The following is an 18,035-nucleotide window of genomic DNA, read 5'->3' on the forward strand; positions in this document are numbered from 1 at the left end:
TTTCGCCTTCAGTTACAACAAGCAATTCAACGGTTCCACGTGTCTGGCCATGCTCAAGCAGGACCGAGTCACCCACCTTGATTGGCTTTCCGTCTTGGTAAGTCAGCATCGATGCCCTTCTTGCGCCCCAACGCTTCAATTGAGCCGAGCCGCGAAGCGGCTCCGGCTTGAATGAACTGTTAGGGGCCAGGCTACCAAACTTGATCTTGCCAGCTCTTCTCTTGGATGTCTCGGTACGCACCGGAAAGGAAGTTGCCGCCAAAGAACGCCACAGAAAATGCTAAGGCCAACCAACAAAGAAGAAAGAGCGCGAAGCCAGCCCTGAATAGCAATGGCAGCTCATAGAGCTTTCCGACAGCAGCAAGCGGACCAGCCACAAGTAGCGCAGTCAAGCAAAAAACCCAAGCAACAACAAAGGATTTAGGTAAACGCCTGAACTTTAATGGCCCGTTATAAAACCTTCCCATGGCGCCTAACTACCACTAGTCCCCAAGCCAGGGCGTTGCGCCGATTGTTCAGGTGCGCGCTAAAGCCTGTCAAGTGATTTTCCTGCACGGCGACCAGGGCTTTCGGGACCTTGCGGCGATGTATCTTGCGGCAAGGATGGATTGTCAATCCGGCGCGATCTTTGATGCATGAAATATGGCTTGCAGGGTGCGGGCAAATGCGGCACCCATGGTCAGGAGAAAGCGACGCCCGTTGCTGGGAGAACTACACCGTCGGTGAATACTGAGGCATGACAGCCCGCGGACGCGGCAGGCATCTGTGGCCTGTGTACGACGCTTCGTGCAGGTCAACCGACCTCGCGGTCTTGGCGAGAAGGGCGCGGGGGAGGTAGAAGCGTTTCTCACCGCGCTGGCCAATGAAGGCCACGCCGTACCGGTGACTGCGCATACATTCCGTGACAGCTTTGCCACGCACCTGATCGAGGCGGGCGATGACATTCGCGCTGCCCAGGAACTGCCCGCCTACGAGGATGTCTCAGCCAAGCAGATCTACACGCGCGCGCTAGACCCCGGCCGCCATGGCGTGCTCAGCCCGCTGGACCGCTCACCGTCGCGCTAACGCTTGCCCGGTTTCAGCGCACCGGCGCGCTGGCCGCGCGTGCCTCCTGCACCGACAGCACCACGTTGGCCACGGTGGGCTCGTCCGGGTCGGTGCTGACCTTGAAGCCCAGGGTCTGGCACATGTCCAGCATGGTGCGGTTCTCGCGCAGGACCTGGCCTTCGACCACGTTGAGGCCGAGCCATCCTGCGTACTCGATCATGATCTGCATCAGCTTCCAGCCGATGCCGTGGCCCTTGAGGTCCGAGCGGATCAGGATGCCGTACTCGCCGCGGTCGTAGTCGGCGTCGGCGTGCAGACGCACCGCGCCGAGCATCTGGCCGCTGCGCGGGTCGATGGCCACCAGGGCGATGGAGCGGGCGTAGTCCAGCTGGGTCAGGCGCGCGATGAACTCATGACTGAAGTGCTTGACCGCCTGGAAGAAGCGCAGGCGCAGGTCCTCGTCGGTGACGCGGGCGAAGAAGGCGCGGAACAGCGCATCGTCCTCCGGCCGCACTGGCCGCACGAAGGCGGTGGTGCCATCGCTGAGGGGAATGTAGCGTTCCCACTCCTTCGGATACGGAAAGATCGACAGGCGCGGATGGCCGCGGCCCTTGTGCCCGCTCTCGGAAGGGGCCACGGCGATACGGGCATCGAGCGCGATGACGCCATCGCGGTCGGCCAGCAGCGGGTTGATGTCCAGTGCACGGATCTCGGGCAGATCGGTGGCCAGCTGCGCCAGCTTGACCAGCACCAGCGCCACGGCGCGCTCGTCGGCGGCGGGCACGTCGCCGTAGGCCTTGAGGATGCGCGAGACGCGGGTGCGGCCGATCAGCTCGTGGGCCAGCCGCAGGTCCAGCGGCGGCAGGGCCAGGGCCTTGTCGTCGATCACTTCCGTGGCCGTGCCGCCGCGCCCGAACACGATGACCGGGCCGAACGTGGCGTCGTCGGCGATGCCGGCGATGAGTTCGCGCGCCTTGGGCCGCAGCAGCGTGGGTTGCAGCACCACGCCGTCGATGCGCGCCTTGGGCCGCGCGGCGCGGGCCCGGCCGAGAATGCCATCGGCGGCCTCGCGCACGGCCTCCACGCTGGTCAGGTTGAGCCGCACGCCATCGATGTCGGACTTGTGCGGGATATCCGGCGAGAGGATCTTCACCGCCACGGCCGAGCCGGCCTGCAGCATCGTCGCGGCCAGGCGCGCGGCCTGCTCGGCATCGCCCGCCAACTGCAGAGGCGCGACCGGAATGCCGTAGGCCTCCAGCACCGCCTGCACCGCCAGCGGGTCCAGCCAACGTCGGCCGGCCTGCAGAGCGGCCTCCACATGCTGGCGCGCCGCAGCGCTGTCCACCACGAAGTCCTCCGGCAGGCTGGGCGGGGTTTCCATCAGCGCGGTCTGGGCCTGGCGGTAGCGCACCAGGTGCATGAAGCCATGGATGGCGTCGGACTCGGTGGCGTAGCTGGGAATCTGAGCGGCATTGAGCGTGCCGATGGCCGCATCGTCGTTGCCCAGCCACACGGCGAACACCGGCTTGCGCCGATAGCCCCCGCTGCGCGCGCCCAGGCTGCGGGTCAGCGCCTGGGCGGCGTCGGCCGAGGAAGTAAAGGCGGTAGGCACGTTGACCACCATCAGCGCGTCGTTGTCCGGATCGGCCAGCAGCGCCTCGATGGCCTGGGCGTAGCGCTCGCCGTCGGCATCGACCACGATGTCCACCGGGTTGGCGCGCGACCATTCCTGCGGGATCGCCTTGTCCAGCCTGGACACCGTATCGGCCGACAGCGTGGCCAGTGTGCCGCCCAGCGCGGCCAGCTGGTCGGTGGCCAGCTGGCCCACGCCGCCGCCGTTGCTGAGGATGGCCAGGCGATGGCCGGGAAAGGTGCCCAACCGGCCCAAGGTTTCGGCCGCGGCGAACAGCTCGTCCAGTGCGCCCACGCGCAGCAGGCCCGCGCGGCGGAACGCGGCGTCGTAGACCGCATCGGCGCTGGCCAATGCCCCGGTGTGGGTCTGCGCATCCCGCGCCGCCGACGCTGGCTGGCGGCCGGACTTCACCACCACGACCGGCTTGGAGCGCGCGGCGGCGCGCGCGGCGGACATGAACTTGCGCGCGTCCTGGATGTGCTCGACGTAAAGCAGGATCGCGCGGGTGCGGTAGTCGGTGGCGAAGTAATCCAGCAGGTCGCCGAAATCCACATCCAGCGTATCGCCCAGCGAGACCACCGCGGAAAAGCCCACCGAGCGCGCCACCCCCCATTCCACCAGGGCGGCGGCGATGGCGCTGGATTCGGAGATCAACGCCAGGTCGCCCGGCTGCGGGCAGTGCGCGGCGATGCTGGCGTTGAGCTTGGCGTGCGGGGCGATCACCCCCAGGCAGTGCGGCCCGAGGATGCGCAGGCCCTTGGCGCGCGCGGCCGATTCGGCGCGCGCGGCAGGCGATCCGGGCCCCTTGCCCAGTCCGGCGGTGAGGATGATGGCCGCCGCCACGCCCAGGCGCGCGGCCACGGCGACTACGCGCGGCACGATGCGCGCCGGGGCGGTGATCACGATCAGGTCCGGCACCCAGCCCAGGTCGCCGAGGTTGCGCACCGTTCGCACGCCATCGATCTCCGGATAGCGCCGGCTGACCCAGCCGAGCTTGCCGGGAAAGCCTGCGGCCTGCAGGTTGCGCACCACCGCGCGCCCGGCCGAGCGCTCGCGCGTGCTGCCGCCGACGATCGCGATGGATTGCGGCCGGAAGACGGACTTGAGGCGGTAGGTGCTCATGCGGTGGCCAGGGCTGGGCGTTACAAGGTCAGCGCGTACCTTACAGGCCCACCGCGAAAGCGCACGTCCCCCGGCTCAGGCCAATCGCAGCGCGGCCGGGTACGGTGGCGTGTCCGGGTAATCGCCCACCGCCAGGCGCTGTTGCAGCTCGCGCCACCACTGCGGGCGGAACAGCTGCCCATGCACGCGCCGGAGCGCTTCGAGCTGCGCGGCGGGCAAGCCCATGAACAACGGGAAGCGCTCGGGAAAGACATCGCGCGGGGCCACGTGGAACCAGGGCTCGTCGGCCATCTGTTCTTCCGGCGTGGTCGGCGTGGGCCAGTCGCGGAAGTTGCAGTCGGTCACCAGGCACAGCTCGTCGTAGTCGTAGAACACCGCGCGGCCCTGGCGCGAGACGCCGAAGTTCTTCAGCAGCATGTCGCCGGGGAAGATGTTGTTGCTGGCCATGTCGACGATGGCCTGGCCGTAGTCGATGGCCGCCGCCCGCGCCGCTTCCGGCGTCTGCTCGCGCAGGTACAGGTTCAACGGACGCAGCCGGCGCTGGACGTAGCACAGCGCGATGATCAGGTCCTCGCCCTCGATGCTCAGGCTGCCGGCGCAGCTGTCCTGCAGCTCGGCCAGCAGCGCCGGACTGAAGCGCGCGCGCGGGAAGCGCAGCGAGCGATAGGGCTGGGCATCGAGCAGGCGGCCGACGCGGTCCAGGTGGAACACCAGCGCGTACTTGCCCTCCACGTCCTTGCGGCTCATCTGCTTGGGCCAGGCGAAGCGGTCGCGGATCAGCTTGAACACCAGCGGATAGGAGGGCAGGGTGAACACCGCCATGACCATGCCGGGGGTGCCCTCGGCATGCACCAGCTGCTCGTCGGGCTGCTCGGCGAAGTGCCTGAAGAAGGTGCGGAAGCGCTCGGTCTTGCCCTGCTTGGCGCGGCCGAGCACGGTGTACAGCTCGTCCAGCGGCTTGTGCGGCAGCACGCTCTGCAGGAACACCACCGCATCGCCCACGGTCGGCAGGTCGGCCTGGAAATAGCTGCGCGAGATGCCGAACAGATGCGCCACATCCGCGCGCTGGCTCAGCACGGCTTCCACCTTGAGCCCCTGCGGGGTGTGCACCAGGGCGATCACGCACGGCGAGAAGCGGTGCTCGCCGAAGACGCGACCGACCAGGTAGGCGCGGCGCTCGCGATAGAACACGGTTTCCAGCAGTTCGATCTGCCGCAGCGGTTGCGGGCCCCAATGCGCCAGGTCGTCCTGCAGCCGCACCACCACCGCCGCCGCGCAGCGCAGGCGATGCGCGTAGGGCACGTCCAGGCGCACGTCCTGCAAGGCCTGGGCAAAGGCATCGGCCGGGCGCCGCTCGGACACGGCATAGGTATGGCGCGCCACCGGGTGGGTGATGGCGGCGGTGGGCTCGATGTCCAGCGCCACGAATTCCACCGTGGCATCCACCCCGCGCGTGCCGAAGAAGCGCCGGGTCAGCGTGTTGTAGAAGGTCTTGTACAGCTCCTGGTCGATCAGCCCTTCGATCCTGTGCGCAAAGCCGCCGCGGATGGCACGCCACAGCGCGCGATCGTGCGCGTGCCCCAGCAGCACTGCCTGCAGGCGCAGGCGGCATTCGGCGATGCACTGGTCGTACAGGGCGATGCGCTCGACCGCATCCTGGCGCGCGCCGGCCCAGTCGCGCTGCTCGAAGCGTCGCCGCGCGCGCCGGGTGATCTGGGCGAAGCGCGCGTGGTAGTCCTCGAAGGCTTCGAAGATCGCGCGGCTCACCGCCTGGGCGCGCTGCTGCTGGTCGGGGTCGAGGGGCGGGGCGGACATGGCCGCAGTCTAGTGACTGTGGCGGCCGACGCGGCTGCGCCAAACGTCCAACGTCATGGCCGCGCGGCCTGTGCCGTTCGTCTTGCTGGCGCGTTGGCGGCGTCCAGCCGCGCTGCGCCGCGCGGCGCTCCTTCAGCGCCCGATGCGCGTGCGCAGGTTGCGCCAGGTATCGGCCAACCGCTGCCCGGTGCCACCGGCAGCACCGCCACTGGCGGGATCGGATTCGGGCGTGGCCGCTTCCAGGTTGGCATAGCCGCTGAGGTAGGCGGCATTGAACAGCGCGAACACCGCCCCCGGGTCGATGCCCAGCCTGTGCGAGGCTTCGCGCGCGCGGCAGGCCTGCTCCAACAGCAGCGTGCACAGCCTGAAGTCGTCGTGGCGGTGCGCCAGCACGCGGAAATCCGGCCAGCGCCGCAGCTTGAGCACCGAGGACTCGTCCATCGGCGCCATCAGCGTCGGCTCCAGGTGCATGCGCAGGGCCGCCTGCCATAGCAGCGGCACCAGCGCGGTCTTCTGCTGCGCGCCCAGGGGGGTGTGTGCCGGGTCCAGTGGGCTCAGCACCACCGTCTGCGGGCTCTGGCCGATGGCCGCGCCCAGCAGTTGCGCGGGAATGGCATCGACCTGCAGCGGCGTGGCGGTGAGGCTGTCGAAGCCGAGCACGAACAGGTCCTTGCCATCGGCCCGGAGCAGCCAGCTGCCATCGCGCGCGGCCAGGTGCTGGCGGACCTGCACGCTGATCGGCACCGGTTCCGGCGCAGCGGCCGGCTGCGGCGCGCTGGCGCGCGCCGTTCCGGGCACCGACGCACCGGCACGCTGACCGATCCGCTGCAGCGCCAGGGCGATGTCGGTCTGATCCATCGGTTCTGATTGCGGGGCCTGCGCATCGGCCAGGGTGCCATCGGCCTGCAGCACCCATAGCGCCATCTGCGGCCGGTGGGAGACCAGGCGCCGGGCCAGGCTGCGCATCAACATGCTGTCGGCGACCACGAGCAGGTCGCACTGCGTGGCTTCTTCGCAGCGCTCCACCGGCTGGCCGACGCCGGCGCCGATCTGGCGAAGGCGCGCCAGCAGGGCCTGTTCCATCGGTGTGTCCGTCCCCATGACCGAAACTCGGGCCATTGCGCTCCTGTATCGCGGTGCCGTGTGCGTGGTCTGGTCCAGGCGGGCGTGCCTGCCGCGCGCATGATAGTGGGGCCGGCGATGATGCCGGCGTCGTCGCGCCTGGCACCTGGCGCCACGGTGTGTCACGCCTAGATCGCCATCACGCGTTGCGCCGCTGCGGCGGGCGCCAGGCCAGCCGGGCTCAGGCCTGCACGTAGACCCAGGCCATCGCGCCTGAGCGCAGGGCCACCTCGACCCGCACGTAATCGTCCACCTCGTAGGCATCGGCCGCGGCCAGCTCGGCGGGCGTGATCTCAAACACCTGCCCTTCCACCGCATCGTCCGGATTGCCGCTGGGCGCGACGATGGGATGGAAGCGCTCGCCACTGCTGGCCAGCACCTGCGGGTCGGTGATCTCCACCAGGCTGCGCGCATAGCCGGGCAGCGCATCGGGGCGGCCCTCGAGCAGGCGGCCGAACTGCGCCTGCTGGACCGAAGCCAGCTGCAGGGTGCCGTAGGAGAACAACAGGACGGTGTCGGTCATGGCAGATGCAGGTGAGGGCCGTGTGGTGGACGCGGCTTGAAAGTGGACCCGAGCCATCAGCCGCGCCAAGGCGTTACCGGGAACGCCCCATCGCCGATGAATCGGCTCCCACACAGGCAGGCATGGAAACAGAACGGGCCGCCTTCCACAAAGGAAAGCGGCCCGCGAAACACGCCTAAACCGACTTACTTGCCCAGCAGGGCCAGCGCGTCGTTGAAGGTCTTGCTCGGACGCATCGCCGTGGCGCACTTGGCCAGGTCCGGGTGGTAGTAACCGCCGATGTCCTGCGGCTTACCCTGGGCACCGTTGAGCTCGGCCACGATCTGGTCCTCCTGCTCGGTCAAGGCCTTCGCCAGGGGCGCGAACTTGGCCTTCAGCTCGGCGTTGTCGTCCTGCGCGGCCAGGGCCTGGGCCCAGTACAGCGCCAGGTAGAAGTGGCTGCCGCGGTTGTCGATCTCGCCGACCTTGCGGGCCGGGGATTTGTTGCTGTCCAGGAACTTGCCGTTGGCCACGTCCAGGGCCTTGGCCAGCGTAGTGGCCGCGGCGTTGTCGTAGGTCTGGCCCAGGTGCTCCAGCGAGGCGGCCAGCGCCAGGAACTCGCCCAGCGAATCCCAGCGCAGGTAGCCCTCTTCGACGAACTGCTGCACGTGCTTGGGCGCCGAACCGCCGGCACCGGTCTCGAACAGGCCGCCACCGGCCATCAGCGGCACGATGGACAGCATCTTGGCGCTGGTGCCCAGCTCCATGATCGGGAACAGGTCGGTCAGGTAATCGCGCAGCACGTTGCCGGTCACCGAGATGGTGTCCTGGCCCTTGCGGATGCGCTCCAGCGAGAACTTGGTCGCCTCCACCGGCGAGAGGATGCGCAGGTCCAGGCCACTGGTGTCGTGGTCCTTCAGGTAGGTCTGGACCTTGGCGATCACCTGGGCATCGTGGGCGCGGTCCTTGTCCAGCCAGAACACCGCCGGCGTTTCGCTCAGGCGCGCGCGCGTCACGGCCAGCTTGACCCAGTCCTGGATCGGCGCGTCCTTGACCTGGCACATGCGCCAGACATCGCCGGTTTCAACTGCGTGCTCGAACACCGTGGCGCCGGCCGCATCGGTCACCACGACCTTGCCTTCGCCGGGAATGACGAAGGTCTTGTCGTGGCTGCCGTATTCCTCGGCCTTCTGCGCCATCAGGCCCACGTTGGGCACCGAGCCCATGGTGGCCGGGTCGAACGCGCCATGGGCCTTGCAGTCCTCGATGGTGGCCTGGTACACGCCGGCATAGCAGCGGTCCGGGATCACTGCCTTGGTGTCCTGCAGCTTGCCTTCGGCATTCCACATCTGGCCGCTGTCGCGGATCATCGCCGGCATCGAGGCATCGATGATCACGTCCGAGGGCACGTGCAGGTTGGTGATGCCCTTGTCCGAGTTGACCATGGCCAGGCCCGGGCGCTTGGCGTACTCGGCCTGCACGTCGGCCTTGATGGCCTCGGCCTGGTCGGCTGGCAGCTTGGCGATGACGGCGTACAGGTCGCCGATGCCGTTGTTGGGATCGAAACCCACCGACTTGAGCGCTTCGGCGTGCTTGCCCAGCACGTCCTTGTAGAACTCGCCCACCACGATGCCGAACAGCACCGGGTCGGAGACCTTCATCATCGTCGCCTTCAGGTGCACCGAGAACAGCACGTCCTGCGCCTTGGCGTCGGCGATCTGCGCCTGGATGAAGCTGGCCAGCGCCTTGCGGCTCATCACCGCCGCGTCGACGATCTCCCCGGCCTTCACCGCCACCTTGTCCTTGAGCACGGTGGTGCTGCCGTCGTTGCCGATGAAGCTGATCTTCAGCGCGCCGGCCTCGGCGATGGTGGTGGACTGCTCGCTGCCGAAGAAGTCGCCCGATTCCATGTGCGCCACATGGGTCTTGGAATCGGAGGACCACTTGCCCATGCGGTGCGGGTGCTTGCGCGCGTAATTCTTCACCGACAGCGGGGCGCGGCGATCGGAGTTGCCTTCGCGCAGCACCGGGTTGACCGCGCTGCCCTTGGTGCGGTCATAGCGCGCCTTGATGTCCTTTTCGGCGTCGGTCTTGGGCTCGTCCGGATAGGCCGGCAGCGGATAGCCCTGGTCCTGCAGTTCCTTGATGGCGGCCTTGAGCTGCGGCACCGAGGCGGAGATGTTGGGCAGCTTGATGATGTTGGCTTCCGGCGTGGTCGCCAGCTCGCCCAGCTCGCTCAGGTCGTCGGCGATCTTCTGCTCGGCGCTCAGCAGGTCCGGAAACTGGGCCAGGATGCGGCCGGCCAGCGAGATGTCGCGGGTCTCGACCACGATGCCGGCCGTGTCGGTGTAGGCATCGACGATGGGCAGCAGCGACTGGGTGGCCAGGAACGGCGCTTCATCGGTCAGCGTGTAGATGATCTTCGGCGTATGGGACATAGGTACGTCAACGGTCCTTTGAGCGGTGTTCAACGAAAGACGGGCGGCCCGCTGGCGTTGGCGGCAGGCACGCGGCGATGCGCGGAGAAACGCGTCATTGTCGCGCGTTCGCCGGGTGGCGGCAAAACATCGGTTGCCACTGCAACGGCTGTGTTTGTGTAAGCACCGCGTGATGGCGCGCGGGCAAAAGAAAAAGGCGCAACCCGGGGAGAGGTTGCGCCTTTGAGTGTGGCCCGCTCCGGGAGAGAGAGCGGAGCGGGCCACCTTGCCCGATGTCGCGCCTTGATCAGCGCATGGTGCATTGCGTTGGCTGCTGTCGTATGACAGCGGACCCCTTCGGGAAGTTCACGCGTGCGCCGAACCTGTTGGGGACGCTTCATCTTCGTGGGCGCAAGCGTTACGCACAGCCAACATTAGCGCGGCGCTGGCCCGTGCCGACCGCGCAGCGACCATCCAGCGATGACCGGACCGGCGCCGGAACGGGCGTTACTGCCTGACCTCGCGAACGGGAGGCGGCAGCGTCATGCCTGGGGTGGCCCGGCAGGGGTTGATGTCCAGGCCTCCGCGACGGGTGTAGCGCGCTTCCACGTACAGGCACTCCGGCTCGCAGGTGCGCAGCAGGTCGGCGAAGATGCCTTCCACGCATTGCTCGTGGAAGCCGCTGTGGTTGCGGTAGCTGACGATGTAGCGCAGCAGGCCGGCGCGGTCGATGCGTGCGCCGCGGTAGCGCACGATCAGCGTGGCCCAGTCGGGCTGGCCGGTGACCGGGCAATTGGACTTGAGCAGGTGGCTGACCAGGGTCTCCGCGGCCGGGGTGTCGGCCTGCACCGACAGGTAGCCGGGGTTGGGCGGGCCGTAGTCGTCGATCTCCAGGTCCTGGTGATCCAGCACCACGCCGGCGTCGGCCGATTCGTCGCGCGGCAGCGGCGGCAGGCCCAGCAGCACCGCCACCGGCGCGCCGGCACGCGCCGACAGGTCCGTGGCGATGCGCTCGCGCACGGCCTCGGCACTGTTGAAGCGCTCGCCGTTGAGCGAGTTGAGGTAGAGCTTGAGCGACTTGGACTCGATCAGGTGCTGCGAATCGCACGGCACGGTGAGGGTGGCCGTGCCCACCTGCGGCTTGCCCTTGATGTCCAGCCAGCCCAGCTCGTAGGCATGCCAGCGGTCGTGCCCGATGAAGGGCAGCGCCTGCGGGTCCAGGCCGAGCTGGCGGCGTGCGCCCTCGCGCGGGATCGGGAACAGCAGGGAGGGGTCGTAGTGGGCCGGGTAGGCGACCTCGCGGCCCAGCATGGAATCGGCAGGCGTACTCATGCGCGCAGTGTAGGTGGCCGGGTGCAATGGCGGATGAGCAGCCGGGCGGAGCGTCAGCCGGCCCCTTCCCCGTGCAGGAAATCCAGCGAGACCTGCAGCATCGCGCGCAAGCCCACGTCCAGCGCCGATTCGTCCACCAGGTACTCGGGCGAGTGGTTGCTGGGGGCGGTGGCAGGGTCCAGCCCGGCGCCGGTGGAGCCGACGAAGAAGAACATGGCCGGCACCTGCTGGCCGAAGTAGGAGAAGTCCTCCGCGCCCAGCTGCAGCGGCGGCTCGTAGACGTTGTCCGGACCCAGGGCCGCCTGCAGGCTCGGCCACATGCGCGCGGTCAGCGCCGCATCGTTGATGGTCACCGGGGTGCCGGCGATGTCCGGCACCTTGGCCTCGACCGTGGCGCCATGGGCGGCGGCGACGTGCTCGGAGACGTTCTTCAAGTCCTTGAAGATCTGCTGGCGCACGCCTTCGTCGAAGGTACGGATGGTGCCCACCAGGCGCACCTGGTCAGGGATGATGTTGAAGCGCACCCCGCCACGCACGCTGCCGAAGCTCACCACCGCCGGCAGCTGGGCGATGTTGGTGCGGCGGCTGACGATGTGCTGGGCCGAGGAGATCAGCTCGGCGCTGGCGGCGATGGGGTCGATGCCGGCCCACGGCGCCGAGCCATGGGTCTGCCGGCCCTTGACGGTGATGTCGAAGCGGTCGGCCGCGGCCATCAGCGGACCGCCGCGCACGGCGACCTTGCCGGCCGGTACCGAGGAGAACACATGCAGGCCGAAGATCGCATCGGGCTTGAAGTCCTTGAACAGCCCCTGCGCCAGCATCACCTCGGCCCCGCCTTCCTCGCCGTCCGGCGGGCCTTCCTCGGCCGGCTGAAAGATCAGCATCACCTGGCCGGGCAATTGGTCCTTCATCTTCACCAGCGATTCGGCCACGCCCATCAGGATGCTGATGTGGGCATCGTGTCCGCAGGCGTGCATCACCCCGACCTGCTCGCCGTTGAAGGTGGTCTTGACCGTGGAGGCGAACGGCAGGCCGGTCCGCTCGGTGACCGGCAGCGCGTCCATGTCCGCGCGCAGGGCCAGCCTGGGCCCGGGCTGGCCGCCTTCGATGATGGCCACCACGCCGGTGGTGGCGATGCCGGTCCTGGGTTTCAGGCCCAGGCTTTTCAGGTGCGCGGCGATCTTCTGCGCGGTGCGGGTCTCGCGGTTGCCCAGCTCAGGATGCGCGTGGAAGTCCCGCCGCCAGTCCACCACCTTCTGCTGCAGCGCGCGCGCGGCGGCATCGACCTCGGGGCGTGGCGTGGCGGCGTGGGCAGTGGCCACCGACAGGGCCAGCAGTGCGGACAGCGTGGTGAGGCGGAAACGGGCCATGGGGAAACTCCTGATGGGGGGCGCCGGCTCGCTCTGGCTGACGCGTCATGGTGTCGCCGCGCATGCGGTCGCGTGTCTGAGCCTAAACAGCTTCCGGGGGCTAAGCCAAGATCATGGGCCGGCGTGGCCATGCATCGTGAGCTGGAGCGCCCGCTGATGCAGCTTGCGGAGTCGCTGGGGAAATAGTTGTGGGAGCGGCTTCAGCCGCGAAGGGGGTTTACCGGTAAGTCCCTTTCGCGGCTGAAGCCGCTCCCATAGAAGATCCCAGCGCCGCTCGCGCAGCTGCGGTTACGCCACGCTCGCAGCATCCTCTGCAGCCGCTGCCAGGCGCTTCCCGCGCAATGTTCGGCGTATCGCTGCGTGTCAGCGGTGGAGCTGGGCCATGCCGCCTTGCGGGTAGCGCTGGCCCGAGGCGGCGCCTTGCGGGAAGACCGCGGCGATGGCCGCCAGCTCGCTGCGATCGAGCACGATCTCCAGCGTGTCCAGGTTCTCGTCCAGGTAGGGGATGCGCTTGGTGCCGGGAATCGGCACCAGGTCATCACCCTGCGCCAGCACCCAGGCCAGCGCCAGCTGGCCGGGGGTGACGCCCTTGTCCGCGGCGATCGCCCGCACCTTCTCCACCAGGGCCAGGTTGGCGGTGAAGTTCTCGCCCTGGAAGCGCGGGTGGTTGCGGCGGTTGTCGTCCTCGTCGAAATCCTCCGGCGTGCGGATCGCGCCGGTGAGGAAGCCGCGGCCCAGCGGCGAGTACGCCACGAAGCCGATGCCCAGCTCGCGCACGGTGGCCAGCACGTCGTTGTCTTCCGGATCGCGCGACCACAGCGAGTACTCGGTCTGCAGCGCGGTGATCGGATGGGTGGCGTGGGCGCGGCGCAGCGTGGACGGTGCGGCCTCGGACAGGCCCAGGTAGCGCACCTTGCCGGCCTCTACCGCGCGCGCCATCTCACCCACGGTGTCCTCGATCGGCACGGCCGGGTCGACGCGGTGCTGGTAGTACAGGTCGATATGGTCGGTGCCCAGGCGCCTGAGGCTGGCATCCAGGCTGGCGCGCACGTACTCGGGCCGGCCGCTGACGCCGCTGGGGCGCGAGGCGCCGGGTTCGAACACGAAGCCGAACTTGGTCGCCAGGAACACCGCGTCGCGCCTGCCGGCGATGGCCTTGCCGACCAGCACCTCGTTGGTGTGCGGGCCATACATGTCCGAGGTGTCCAGCAGGGTCACGCCACGCTCCAGCGCGTGGTGGATCACGCCGATCGCGCTGGCGTCGTCGACGCGGTTGCCGTAGGACTGGCTCATGCCCATGCAGCCCAGCCCGAGGGCGGAAACGGTGGGGCCATCACGGCCGAGGGTGCGGGTCTTCATCGGGCAATTCCTGGTGATGCGGGTGGGGCGAGGCCTGCGCGAAGGCGCAGCGCGCTCGCCATTGTCCGCGCAGCGGTGCGCCTTTGCGCGGCATGCCGGCAACGCGTTGCGATCCGCACCGTTCCACGGGTAGATCGCCCGGCGCCTGTCAGCGGTTCAAGGTGGACATCATCGAGGCCGGATAGCGCGTGCCCGCCACCGCATCGCGCGGGAACACCGCATCGATGGCGGCAAGGTCGGCTTGGTCCAGCACCAGGTCCAACGCGCCCAGGTTCTCTTCCAGGTACTTGAGCCGCTTGGTCCCGGGGACGGGCACCAGGTCATCGCCCTGCGCCAGCACCCAGGCCAGCGCCAGTTGGCCCGGCGTGCAGCCCTTGTCGGCCGCAAGCGCGTTGACCTTGTCCACCAGCGCCAGGTTGGCGGCGAAGTTCTCGCCCTGGAAGCGCGGGCTGTTGCGGCGGTAGTCGTCCTGATCGAAGTCCTCCACCGAGCGGATCGCGCCGGTGAGAAAGCCACGGGCCAGCGGCGAGTACGGCACGAAGCCGATGCCCAGTTCGCGCACGGTGGTCAGCACGCCGTTGTCTTCCGGCTCGCGCGACCACAGCGAGTACTCGGTCTGCAGCGCGGTGATCGGATGGGTGGCGTGCGCGCGGCGAAGCGTGTCCGGACCGGCCTCGGACAGGCCCAGGTAGCGCACCTTGCCCTGCTCGACCAGGCGCGCCATGGCGCCGACGGTCTCCTCGATGGGCACGTTCGGGTCCACGCGGTGCTGGTAGTACAGGTCGATGTGCTCCACGCCCAGGCGCTTGAGGCTGCCTTCGACGCTGGACTGCACGTACTCGGGGCGGCCGTCGACCCCGCGCACGGACGGGTCGTCGGGATCCAGGCGGATGCCGAACTTGGTCGCCAGGAACACCGCATCGCGTCGGTCGGCGATGGCCTTGCCGAGGAGGACCTCGTTGGTGTGCGGCCCGTATATGTCGGCGGTGTCGAGCAGGGTGACGCCGCGCTCCAGGGCGCGGTGGATGACCGCGATGGAGGCGGCCTCATCGCCGCGTCCGCCGTAGAAGGCGCTCATGCCCATGCAGCCAAGGCCCAGGGCGGAAACGGTGGGGCCGTTGCGACCCAGCGTGCGTTGCTTCATTGCCAGACTCCTGTGGGGAAGATCAGAGGCGCGGCTGCAGCCGCGTGGTGCCGAACAGATTGCGCTGCACCAGTGGCGAGCGCAGGAATTCGTGCGGAAAGGGCGCCGGGCCTTGGCTGGCATCGTCCAGGCGCGCGCGCTGGGCGGGCGTGAACTGCACCTGCAAGGCGCCCAGGTTGTCCTGCAGCTGGCCCAGGGTGCGCGCGCCGATGATCGGGACCGCGCCCGGTCCGGGTCGCTGCAGCGCCCAGGCCAGGGCCACCTGCGCGGGACTGTCGCCGCGCTCCTGCGCAACGGTGCGCACCACCTCGGCAATCTCCAGAGCGCGTGCGTTGAGCGCGCCATTGGCGATGGCGACCTCGCGGCGGGTGCCGGTGGGCCCGGGCTCGGCTGGCGGGCTGAGATCGCCGGCGCCGTACTTGCCGGTCAGCACGCCGCCGCCCAGGGGCGACCAGGCCACCACGCCCAGGCCCAGCGCGTCGGCCATGGGGATCAACTCGTGTTCGACGCTGCGCTGGAGCAGGCTGTATTCGATCTGCAGGGCCACCAGCGGGCTCCAGCCGCGCAGGTCGGCCAGGGTCTGCATGCGCGCCACTAGCCAGGCCGGCGTATCGCTGATGCCGGCGTACATGACCTTGCCTGCACGCACCAGGTCGTCGAAGGCGCGCATCACTTCCTCCACCGGCGTGGTGCCATCCCAGGCGTGCAGGTACAGCAGGTCCAGGTAATCCGTCTGGAGCCGCTTCAGGCTGGCCTCGACCCCGCGCAGCATGGCGCGGCGATGGTTACCGCCGGCGTTGGGGTCGGCCGCCTCCATGCTCAGGCTGTACTTGGTGGCCAGCACCACGCGCTCGCGGCGGTGCTGCAGCAGCCTGCCCAACAGCGTCTCGGCACTGCCGAAGGTGTAGAAATTGGCGGTATCGATGAAGTTGCCGCCGCGCTCCAGGTAGGCGTCGAGGATGCGGCCGCTCTCGGCCTCATCCGCGCCCCATCCCCAGTCCTGGCCGAAGGTCATCGTGCCCAGCGCCAACGGGCTCACGCGCAGGCCGGAGCGGCCGAGCAGGCGGTAGTGGTCGAGGGGCATGGGGGTCTCTCCTTGGGGGCTGAGGGATCAAAGGGCCAGGAACGAGAAACGAGGAACGAGGAACGAGCGGGGGTGTGCGGCGCGCTTCACTCGTTCCTCGTTCCTCTCCACCCGTTCCTCGCTCCACGGCCCAAAGGGTCGGCCGATCCGCCATGCGGATAAACTGGCCTAATCCGAACCTGCCTTGAAGGTCAGCTTCACAATGGCCAGCAGCCCCCTCCCCGCCGTGGTCGCCTTCACCCGCGTGGCCCACCACGCCAGCTTCAGTCGCGCGGCCGATGAGCTGGGCGTCAGCCCCTCGGCGCTGTCGCAGACGGTGCGTGCGCTGGAGGCGCAGGTGGGGGTGCGGCTGCTGCACCGGACCACGCGCCGGGTGGGGCTGACCGAGCACGGCGCCCGCTTCCTGGAGCAGGTGCGGGTTGGGCTGGAGCGGATCGACGCGGCCTTTCAGGACCTGGATGCGGTGCGCGACACGCCGGCCGGGCGCCTGCGCATCACCTTGCCGCGCCTGGTGGCCGAGCGCCTGGTGATGCCGCGGCTGCCGGCCTTCCATGCGCGCTATCCGCAGGTGCAGGTGGAGTTGTTCATCGACCGCTACATGGTCGATCTGGTGGCCGAAGGCTTCGACGCCGGCATCCGCCTGGGCGAATCGCTGGCGCGCGACATGGTCGCCCTGCCGATCGGGCCCATGCACCGGCAGGTGGTGGTCGGCACGCCGGACTACTTCGACCGTTACGGGGTGCCGCAGACGCCGGCGGATCTGGTGCATCACGCCTGCCTGCTGCACCGGCTCACCAGCGGCCGCCTGATGCCCTGGGAATTCACCCGCGATGGCCGCGATTTCGAGGTGGAAGTGCATGGCCCGCTGATCAGCAACGACAGCGAGATCGCCTATGCGGCCGCGCGTGGCGGCATGGGTCTCACCCAGTGCTTCAGCGAGCTGGCCCAGGCCGACCTGGCCAGTGGCGCGATGGTCAGCGTGCTGCAGGACTGGCAGCTGCCCTTCGCCGGTTTCCACATCTATTACCCCGCCCGCGATCAGCTGCCGCCCAAGCTGCGGGTGTTCGTGGAGTTCCTGCGCGAGGGGCTCTAGGCCGGCTCGCCCAGCGTATCGGCATACACCTGCCTCACCCAGTCCACGAAGGCGCGCACGCGTGGCGGAGGACGGCGGCTGGGCAGCAGCAGATGGACGGGGATGGGCGGGGCCGGCCAGTCGGCCAGCACTTGTACCAGCGTGCCGCTGGCCAGCTCGTCCACCACGCCGATGCGCGGGATCTGGATCAGCCCCAGGCCATGCACCGCCGCCGCCACGTAGTTGCGCGTCTCGTTGACCTTGAGCCAGCCGCCCAGGTCGAAACGCTGTTCCTTTCCTTCGACCAGGAAGGCGAAGGGATAGTCGATGTCGTGGTTGGCCGCGAAGAAGCCCACCGCCCGGTGTTGCGACAGCTGCCCCGGGTGGGTGGGCGTGCCATGGGCGGCCAGATAGGCCGGGCTGGCGCACACGACTTCATGCACGGTGCCGACGCGGCGCGCCACCAGCGAGGAATCGCGCAGCGATCCGCTGCGCAGCGCGCAGTCCACGCCCTCGCGCACCAGGTCCACCAGCCGGTCGCCGCTGCCGATCACCAGCTCGATGTCGGGGTAGCGCGCGTGGAAGTCGTGCAGGCGCGGCAGCACCACCTGCACCGCATGGCTGCCGTGCATCTCCACCCGCACCCGCCCGCGCGGCTGGGCCGCGACATGGCGCAGCGCGCCTTCGGCTTCCTCCAGCTCGGCCAGCAGGTGCACGCAGCGCTCGTAGAAGCGTTGGCCATCGTCGGTGGGCCGCACCTGGCGGGTGGTGCGCTCCAGCAAGCGGCTGCCCAGGCGCGCCTCCAGCTGCTTGATGGCGTGTGTGGCGGTGGCGCGGGGCAGGTCCAGTTCGGCCGCGGCGCGGGTGAAGCTGCCCAGCTCGACGATGCGGACGAACAAGTGCAGGGAATCGAAGCGGTCCATGGCCGGCATTGTTGCGCCAGCTTGAATGGTTATGGCAAGTCGCGGGTGTTTATCCATCCGGCGCCAATAGCCAGACTTTCCACATCCCGCCGA

The 18,035-nt window shown here is 68.8% G+C and carries 13 protein-coding genes; 2 read left to right on the forward strand and 11 right to left on the reverse strand.

The window, feature by feature from the left end:
* Positions 1–729 precede the first annotated feature (729 nt).
* Positions 730–1,065, forward strand: coding sequence for a tyrosine-type recombinase/integrase (locus EPA99_RS18960; RefSeq protein WP_425479195.1), 336 nt, complete (start codon positions 730–732; stop codon positions 1,063–1,065).
* A gap of 13 nt (positions 1,066–1,078) precedes the next feature.
* Here the strand turns inward: EPA99_RS18960 and EPA99_RS09735 are convergent, their stop codons facing one another.
* From EPA99_RS09735 to EPA99_RS09780, 10 genes are all read right to left on the reverse strand, one after another.
* A complete protein-coding gene (locus EPA99_RS09735) occupies positions 1,079–3,802 on the reverse strand; it encodes a bifunctional acetate--CoA ligase family protein/GNAT family N-acetyltransferase (RefSeq protein WP_129471020.1) in 2,724 nt (907 codons plus the stop codon).
* A gap of 75 nt (positions 3,803–3,877) precedes the next feature.
* Positions 3,878–5,617 (reverse strand): bifunctional isocitrate dehydrogenase kinase/phosphatase, encoded by a 1,740-nt coding sequence (aceK, locus tag EPA99_RS09740; protein ID WP_129471021.1) that lies wholly within the window; start codon positions 5,615–5,617, stop codon positions 3,878–3,880.
* Between the two features lie 132 nt (positions 5,618–5,749).
* Positions 5,750–6,718: a hypothetical protein gene (locus EPA99_RS09745; protein WP_129471022.1), complete on the reverse strand. Its 969-nt coding sequence runs from the start codon at positions 6,716–6,718 to the stop codon at positions 5,750–5,752.
* 202 nt (positions 6,719–6,920) lie between these two features.
* Positions 6,921–7,262 (reverse strand): gamma-glutamylcyclotransferase family protein, encoded by a 342-nt coding sequence (locus tag EPA99_RS09750; protein ID WP_129471023.1) that lies wholly within the window; start codon positions 7,260–7,262, stop codon positions 6,921–6,923.
* A gap of 185 nt (positions 7,263–7,447) precedes the next feature.
* Entirely contained in the window at positions 7,448–9,679 is a 2,232-nt protein-coding gene (locus EPA99_RS09755; protein WP_129471024.1) for an NADP-dependent isocitrate dehydrogenase, read from the reverse strand.
* 486 nt (positions 9,680–10,165) lie between these two features.
* Positions 10,166–10,990: an NADPH-dependent 7-cyano-7-deazaguanine reductase QueF gene (queF, locus tag EPA99_RS09760; protein WP_129471025.1), complete on the reverse strand. Its 825-nt coding sequence runs from the start codon at positions 10,988–10,990 to the stop codon at positions 10,166–10,168.
* A gap of 53 nt (positions 10,991–11,043) precedes the next feature.
* Positions 11,044–12,360, reverse strand: coding sequence for a M20 family metallopeptidase (locus tag EPA99_RS09765; protein WP_129471026.1), 1,317 nt, complete (start codon positions 12,358–12,360; stop codon positions 11,044–11,046).
* A gap of 363 nt (positions 12,361–12,723) precedes the next feature.
* Complete coding sequence (locus EPA99_RS09770) at positions 12,724–13,719, reverse strand: aldo/keto reductase (RefSeq protein WP_129471027.1); 996 nt, start codon at positions 13,717–13,719, stop codon at positions 12,724–12,726.
* Between the two features lie 148 nt (positions 13,720–13,867).
* Positions 13,868–14,863, reverse strand: coding sequence for an aldo/keto reductase (locus EPA99_RS09775; RefSeq protein WP_129471028.1), 996 nt, complete (start codon positions 14,861–14,863; stop codon positions 13,868–13,870).
* A 22-nt stretch (positions 14,864–14,885) separates the two neighbouring features.
* Complete coding sequence (locus EPA99_RS09780) at positions 14,886–15,947, reverse strand: aldo/keto reductase (protein ID WP_129471029.1); 1,062 nt, start codon at positions 15,945–15,947, stop codon at positions 14,886–14,888.
* A 202-nt stretch (positions 15,948–16,149) separates the two neighbouring features.
* On the opposite strand from EPA99_RS09780, the gene EPA99_RS09785 reads away from it, so the two are divergent.
* Positions 16,150–17,040, forward strand: a complete 891-nt coding sequence (locus EPA99_RS09785) for a LysR family transcriptional regulator (protein ID WP_129471030.1) — start codon at positions 16,150–16,152, stop codon at positions 17,038–17,040.
* On the opposite strand, the gene EPA99_RS09790 is transcribed toward EPA99_RS09785, so the two are convergent.
* Positions 17,037–17,942 carry a LysR family transcriptional regulator gene (locus EPA99_RS09790; RefSeq protein WP_129471031.1) on the reverse strand — a complete coding sequence of 302 codons (906 nt, stop codon included), beginning with the start codon at positions 17,940–17,942 and terminating at the stop codon, positions 17,037–17,039. The genes EPA99_RS09785 and EPA99_RS09790 overlap by 4 nt on opposite strands.
* Positions 17,943–18,035: the final 93 nt, after the last annotated feature.

The organism is Pseudoxanthomonas composti (assembly GCF_004122095.1).
GTDB classification, from domain to species: domain Bacteria; phylum Pseudomonadota; class Gammaproteobacteria; order Xanthomonadales; family Xanthomonadaceae; genus Pseudoxanthomonas_A; species Pseudoxanthomonas_A composti.

What these genes read in the sequence shown, in the direction of transcription:
- EPA99_RS09780 (WP_129471029.1), bottom strand. Translation starts at nt 15,947, where the DNA reads ATGCCCCTCGACCACTACCGCCTGCTCGGCCGCTCCGGCCTGCGCGTG.
- EPA99_RS09735 (WP_129471020.1), bottom strand. Translation starts at nt 3,802, where the DNA reads ATGAGCACCTACCGCCTCAAGTCCGTCTTCCGGCCGCAATCCATCGCG.
- EPA99_RS09750 (WP_129471023.1), bottom strand. Translation starts at nt 7,262, where the DNA reads ATGACCGACACCGTCCTGTTGTTCTCCTACGGCACCCTGCAGCTGGCT.
- EPA99_RS09745 (WP_129471022.1), bottom strand. Translation starts at nt 6,718, where the DNA reads ATGGGGACGGACACACCGATGGAACAGGCCCTGCTGGCGCGCCTTCGC.
- EPA99_RS09785 (WP_129471030.1), top strand. Translation starts at nt 16,150, where the DNA reads ATGGCCAGCAGCCCCCTCCCCGCCGTGGTCGCCTTCACCCGCGTGGCC.
- EPA99_RS09790 (WP_129471031.1), bottom strand. Translation starts at nt 17,942, where the DNA reads ATGGACCGCTTCGATTCCCTGCACTTGTTCGTCCGCATCGTCGAGCTG.
- EPA99_RS09765 (WP_129471026.1), bottom strand. Translation starts at nt 12,360, where the DNA reads ATGGCCCGTTTCCGCCTCACCACGCTGTCCGCACTGCTGGCCCTGTCG.
- queF (WP_129471025.1), bottom strand. Translation starts at nt 10,990, where the DNA reads ATGAGTACGCCTGCCGATTCCATGCTGGGCCGCGAGGTCGCCTACCCG.
- EPA99_RS09775 (WP_129471028.1), bottom strand. Translation starts at nt 14,863, where the DNA reads ATGAAGCAACGCACGCTGGGTCGCAACGGCCCCACCGTTTCCGCCCTG.
- aceK (WP_129471021.1), bottom strand. Translation starts at nt 5,617, where the DNA reads ATGTCCGCCCCGCCCCTCGACCCCGACCAGCAGCAGCGCGCCCAGGCG.
- EPA99_RS09770 (WP_129471027.1), bottom strand. Translation starts at nt 13,719, where the DNA reads ATGAAGACCCGCACCCTCGGCCGTGATGGCCCCACCGTTTCCGCCCTC.
- EPA99_RS09755 (WP_129471024.1), bottom strand. Translation starts at nt 9,679, where the DNA reads ATGTCCCATACGCCGAAGATCATCTACACGCTGACCGATGAAGCGCCG.